This is a genomic window from Curtobacterium oceanosedimentum (assembly GCF_020297365.1).
Classification (GTDB): Bacteria; Actinomycetota; Actinomycetes; order Actinomycetales; family Microbacteriaceae; genus Curtobacterium.
Map to the genome: position 1 here is coordinate 1 of NZ_JAIXIG010000055.1, position 5,056 is coordinate 5,056.

The following is a 5,056-nucleotide window of genomic DNA, read 5'->3' on the forward strand; positions in this document are numbered from 1 at the left end:
GTCGACGCGGAACGACACTGTCGATGTCGCGCGACGTCGACAGTGTCGTGTGGCGTCAGCCGCCGGTGTCGTCCGGCGTCGTCCGGGTCAGCGGAGCGTGCTGGTCCGGCCCCGCGCGGCGAGCAGCGCCACGACGGCCACCACGGCTGCCGCGAGCATCACGATCGCCAGCGGCGCCGCGGTGTCCGAGCCGCCGATGCTGACCAGCGGGGACACGAGCGCCGCGAGGCCGAACTGCAGCGCACCGAGCACGGCCGAGGCGCTGCCGGCAGCCGACGGCACGGCACCGAGGGCGAGCGCCGTGGCGTTGCCGAGCACCAGACCGAGCGAGCCGACCGCGGTGAACAGCGGCACGGCGAGCCAGACGACCGGTGCTCCGGAGACGACGAGCAGCGCGAACGCGACGGTCGACGCGAGCACCAGCACGATGCCGAGCGACAGCACGCCCGTGACCGAACGGGTCGCGGTGAGCTTGGCGGACAGGATGCTGACACCCATCAGCGCCAGGGCGTTCAGCCCGAAGGCCAGGCCGTAGCCGACCGTGCCGAAGCCGATCATGTCCTGGTACAGGAACGGTGACGCGGAGATGTAGGCCATCATCACGGCGAACGCGAAGCCGAACACCGCGGTGTAGCCGAGGAAGGTGCGGGAACGCAGGGCACGCAGGGCCGAGCCCGAGCCACGGCGTTCCTCGCGCAGGGCGTCGCGGTGTTCCCGCAGGTGGGTCTCTCGGATCACGGCGAGGACCGCGATGAGCATGACGACCGACAGGCCGAGCACGATCGACAGCAGGCCACGCCAGCCGATCGGACCCGTGAGCAGACCGCCGAGCAGCGGTGCGACGACCGGGGCGACCCCGCCGACGATCATCATGAGCGAGAACGCGCGGGCGGCGGACCGGCCGGTCGCCAGGTCGGAGATGACCGCACGGCTGATCACCATGCCGGCCGCACCGCCGAGTCCCTGCAACAGGCGGGCGGCGATGAGCACGCCGATGTTCGGCGCGAGCACCGCGGCGATGCTGGCGAGCACGCACAGCGCGGCGCCGGCGATGAGTGGGGGCACGCGGCCGAACCGGTCGGACAGCGGGCCGAACACGAGCTGGCCCGCGGTCACGCCCACCAGGAACGCGGTGAGGGTGAGCTGCACGGCGGTGGCGCTCGCCCCGAGCTCGGTGGTCATCTGCGGGAACGCCGGCAGGTACAGGTCGGTGGCGAAGGGGGCGACGGCGCTGAGCAGGCCGAGCACCAGGAGCAGAGCGGTCGTGATGCCCTGTCGGTCGGTCGTGGGTGTCGCGGTCGTCGCGCGGATGGTTCCGGTGTCCGTGGTCATTGTTATGAAAGCATAACTCATTGCCCGAGGTCGGTACAGTACGGTCATGCCCTCCGCCGTGTCCGACAGCGTCCTCGCCGAGTTCGCGGACGTCCTGCTCCGGATCGCACGCGACATCGACCCACACGGCTCCGAGACCCTCGACATCGTCCCACTCACCGGCACCGAGGCGCTCGTGATGCGCTGGATCAACCGCAACCCGGGCACCTCGCCGAGCGCCACCGCCGAGGCCACGGCCCTGCAGCGCAGCAACCTCAGCGTCGCGGTCCGGTCGCTCGTGGCGAAGGGCATGGTCGAGCGACGCCAGGACCCGGCCGACGCCAGGACCGTGCAGCTGCACTCGACCGCCCTGGCCCAGGAGAGCGTCGACCGGCTCTACCGGCACTGGTCCGGCAGGCTCCGCGCCGCGCTCGGTGGCGACGAGCGGGGTGCGGCCGAGGCGCTGGAGCTGCTGCAGCGGATCGACGACGGACTCCGCGGCAGCCCCGCCTAGGCGACGGCGTCGTCGTCGGCTGCGTCGTCCTCGATCGGCAGCAGCCGCCTGGCACCGTGCCCCTCGTCGCCCAGGGTGTCGCCCGGGTTGACGACCGAGCACGCGCCGAGCGAGACACACCCGCAGCCGATGCACTGCGTCATCTCCTGCTGCAGGCGCTCGAGCTCGAGCTGGCGGGCCCGCAGCCGTGCGCGCCACCGCTCGTGCAACCGGCTCCAGTCGCGCAGCGAGGGCATGCGGTCGGCAGGCAGGGCCTCGAACTGCTCGGCGACCTCGCTGAGCGGGATGCCGAGGCGTCTGGCCACCTGGATGATCGCGATCCGCCGCTCGACGTGCCTCGGGTACATGCGCGTGCCGCCGACGGTGCGCTCCGGGTGGATCAGGCTCTTGCGTTCGTAGAAGTGCAGCGCCGAGGCCGCGACACCGGTGCGTCGCACGACCTCCCCGATGGGCAGCAGGTCCGTCGGTCGCGGCGGCTGGATCTCGACCATGGTGGAGATCCTAGGACGCCGTCCTACCGCTGCTGCAACGACTCCCACAGCAGGAACCCGGTGAACAGCACGAACGGCGTGCACGCCAGCACGTTGAGCCAGCGGTGCTCCACGACGACCGCCACGAACTCCCGCAGGAACGCACTCGGCACGTAGTAGGCGGCCGTCCGCGCCCCGACGACCTGCGCCGGCAGGTCGAGTCGGCGGGCCAGGGTCGCGGCGCGGAGCACGTGGTAGTTGTTCGTGACGACCACGATCTGCCCGTCACGGCCGGCCGCGGTCTGCACGTCGCGCGACAGGCGCAGGTTCTCGCGGGTGTTCCGCGACGCGGTCTCCGGTGCGACGTCGTCGGGGTCGGCGCCGTTCGCCACCAGGTACTCCGCCATCGCGGTGCCCTCGGGACGGGGCTCGTCGTCGCCCTGGCCGCCCGAGGGGATCAGCAGGGGACGGCGCCCGGCGTCACGTTCGGCGCGGTACACGGTGAGCGCGCGATCGAGGCGGCTCCGCAGCAGGGGCGGGACCTCGCCGTGCACGAGCCCGGAGCCGAGCACCACGATCGCGTCCGGCACGACGCCGTGCCGGGTCCGGCCGTACACGACGGAGTACACGGCGAAGGCGAGCAGGGACAGCGCGAAGTACCCGCAGACGAAGACCAGCAGGACGGCGATTGCGATCCGGGTGCCGTCCCACAGCGTGAAGCCCGTGCCGCTGCCGGAGACGAACAGGGCGATGGCGACCGCGGGCAGCACGAACACGGCCACGCCCGCGGCGAGCGACAGCAGGTTGCCGAGACTGCGGCCCTCGGCACGCAGCATCTGGAACCCGTTGGCGATCAGGGCGACGCCGAGCACGACCACGGCCAGCGGCACGAGCAGCAGCACCACGGCCACGAGCACACCGAAGCCGGGCACCACCGCCGTCAGCAGCGCCGCGACCGTCGCGAGCCCGAACAGCAGGGCCGCCGTCAGGAACACCCCGTTGCGGAGCATCCGCGGATCGCGCCGCCGCCCCACCAGGTACAGCACCAGGAAGAGCAGGGCGAACAGGGGCGCGGCGCCGAGAGCGGTCACCGTCCGGCCGATCGGTGCGCAGTCACGCCACCACGGTACCGGCGCACCAGTCGGCCCGGCCGAGGGCGACCGTGCGTACCGGGGTCAGCCGACCGCGCGGCGGATCAGCTCGGCGACCCGTGCCTCGTCGGCCTCCGAGAACTCCGGGGTGATCGCCCACGACGTCGGCCAGAGCGTGCCGTCGTCGAGCGCAGCCGAGTCCTGGAACCCGAGCGTCGCGTACCGGGCCCCGAACTTCGCGGCGTCCTGGAAGAAGAACACCGTCTTGCCGTCGCGGGCGTAGGCGGGCATGCCGTACCAGAGCTTGGGCGCCAGGTCGGGGGCGGTCTCGAGCGCGATGCGGTGGATGCGCTCGGCCAGGCCGCGGTCCGGCTGGGGCATCTCGGCGATCTTCGCCTCGACCGCCGCCGCGGCCGCCGCCGCCTTCTCGGCTTTGGTGCCCCTCGTGCCGCGGGCGCGCTTGACCTCGGCGGCGTGCTCCTGCATCGCCGCGCGCTCCTCGTCGGTAAAGGTGGTCTCGGACTTCGTCGTCCGTGCCATGGCCGGCTCCTTCCGTGTGTGCTGCTCCCATGATGGGACCGCGAAGCGGACGATGCCAGGCCGCAGGAAGTCGGGGGTGCCAGGCTCGGTGCATGACCTACATCGCCAGCGACGACCGCTACGACTCGATGACGTACCGACGGACCGGCCGCTCCGGCCTCGACCTGCCGTTGCTCTCCCTGGGGTACTGGCACAACTTCGGGGACGACGTGCCCTTCGAGAACCAGCGTGCGATCAGCCGCCGGGCCTTCGACCTCGGCATCACCCACCACGACCTCGCGAACAACTACGGCCCGCCCTACGGCGCTGCGGAGGTCAACTTCGGCCGCCTCATGCGCGAGGACTTCCGGCCGTACCGCGACGAGATGGTCATCTCGACCAAGGCCGGCTGGGACATGTGGCCGGGGCCGTACGGGCAGGGCGGTGGCTCGCGCAAGTACGTGCTCGCCTCGCTCGACCAGTCGTTGCAGCGCACGGGCCTGGACTACGTCGACGTGTTCTACTCGCACCGCCTCGACGCCTCGACCCCGCTCGAGGAGACCATGGGCGCCCTGCACACCGCTGTCCAGCAGGGCAAGGCGCTGTACGTCGGGATCTCGTCCTACGACGCCGAGCGCACCAGGCAGGCGGCGGAGATCCTCCGCGACCTCGGCACGCCGCTGCTCATCCACCAGCCCTCGTACTCGATGCTCAACCGGTGGATCGAGACCGAGGGTCTGCTCGACGCCGCCGGCGAGCTCGGCTTCGGCGTGATCGGCTTCACCGCGCTGGCGCAGGGGCTGCTGACCGGCAAGTACCTGGACGGTGTCCCCGAGGACTCCCGTGCGGCAGCGGGCAAGTCCCTCGACGCGTCGAGCATCACGCCCGAGGTCGTCGAGCACCTCCGTGCCCTGAACGAGGTCGCGGCCGCCCGCGGGCAGTCCCTCGCGCAGCTCGCCCTGGCGTGGGCGCTCCGTGACGAGCGGGTCACCTCGCTCGTGATCGGTGCCTCGCGGGTGTCGCAGCTCGAGGACAACGTCGCCGCGCTGGCGAACACGTCGTTCACCGACGAGGAGCTCCGCGTCATCGACGAGCACTCGGTCGGCATCGCCGACGTCGACCTGTGGGCAGGAGCCCGAGCGGGCGAGGTC

Annotated in this window: 6 protein-coding genes; 2 read left to right on the plus strand and 4 right to left on the minus strand. The window is 71.9% G+C overall.

Annotated features, from left to right (window positions below; genetic code table 11):
- Positions 1 to 87: 87 nt before the first annotated feature.
- On the minus strand, positions 88 to 1,332 hold the full coding sequence (locus LEL83_RS15655) for a multidrug effflux MFS transporter (protein ID WP_225559514.1): 1,245 nt from the start codon (positions 1,330 to 1,332) through the stop codon (positions 88 to 90).
- 46 nt (positions 1,333 to 1,378) lie between these two features.
- On the opposite strand from LEL83_RS15655, the gene LEL83_RS15660 reads away from it, so the two are divergent.
- Entirely contained in the window at positions 1,379 to 1,825 is a 447-nt protein-coding gene (locus LEL83_RS15660; RefSeq protein ID WP_225559515.1) for a MarR family winged helix-turn-helix transcriptional regulator, read from the plus strand.
- Here LEL83_RS15660 and soxR read toward each other — a convergent pair.
- The 3 genes from soxR to LEL83_RS15675 form a co-directional block, all read right to left on the minus strand.
- Positions 1,822 to 2,316, minus strand: coding sequence for a redox-sensitive transcriptional activator SoxR (gene soxR / locus LEL83_RS15665; RefSeq protein WP_225559516.1), 495 nt, complete (start codon positions 2,314 to 2,316; stop codon positions 1,822 to 1,824). The genes LEL83_RS15660 and soxR overlap by 4 nt on opposite strands.
- 23 nt (positions 2,317 to 2,339) lie before the next feature.
- On the minus strand, positions 2,340 to 3,386 hold the full coding sequence (locus LEL83_RS15670; protein WP_225559517.1) for a YdcF family protein: 1,047 nt from the start codon (positions 3,384 to 3,386) through the stop codon (positions 2,340 to 2,342).
- 84 nt (positions 3,387 to 3,470) lie between these two features.
- Positions 3,471 to 3,926 (minus strand): iron chaperone, encoded by a 456-nt coding sequence (locus LEL83_RS15675; RefSeq protein ID WP_225559518.1) that lies wholly within the window; start codon positions 3,924 to 3,926, stop codon positions 3,471 to 3,473.
- 92 nt (positions 3,927 to 4,018) lie between these two features.
- Between LEL83_RS15675 and mgrA the strand changes: the two genes are divergently transcribed.
- Positions 4,019 to 5,056, plus strand: a 1,038-nt coding sequence (mgrA, locus tag LEL83_RS15680; RefSeq protein ID WP_225559519.1) for an L-glyceraldehyde 3-phosphate reductase, incomplete at its 3' end; no start/stop codon positions are given.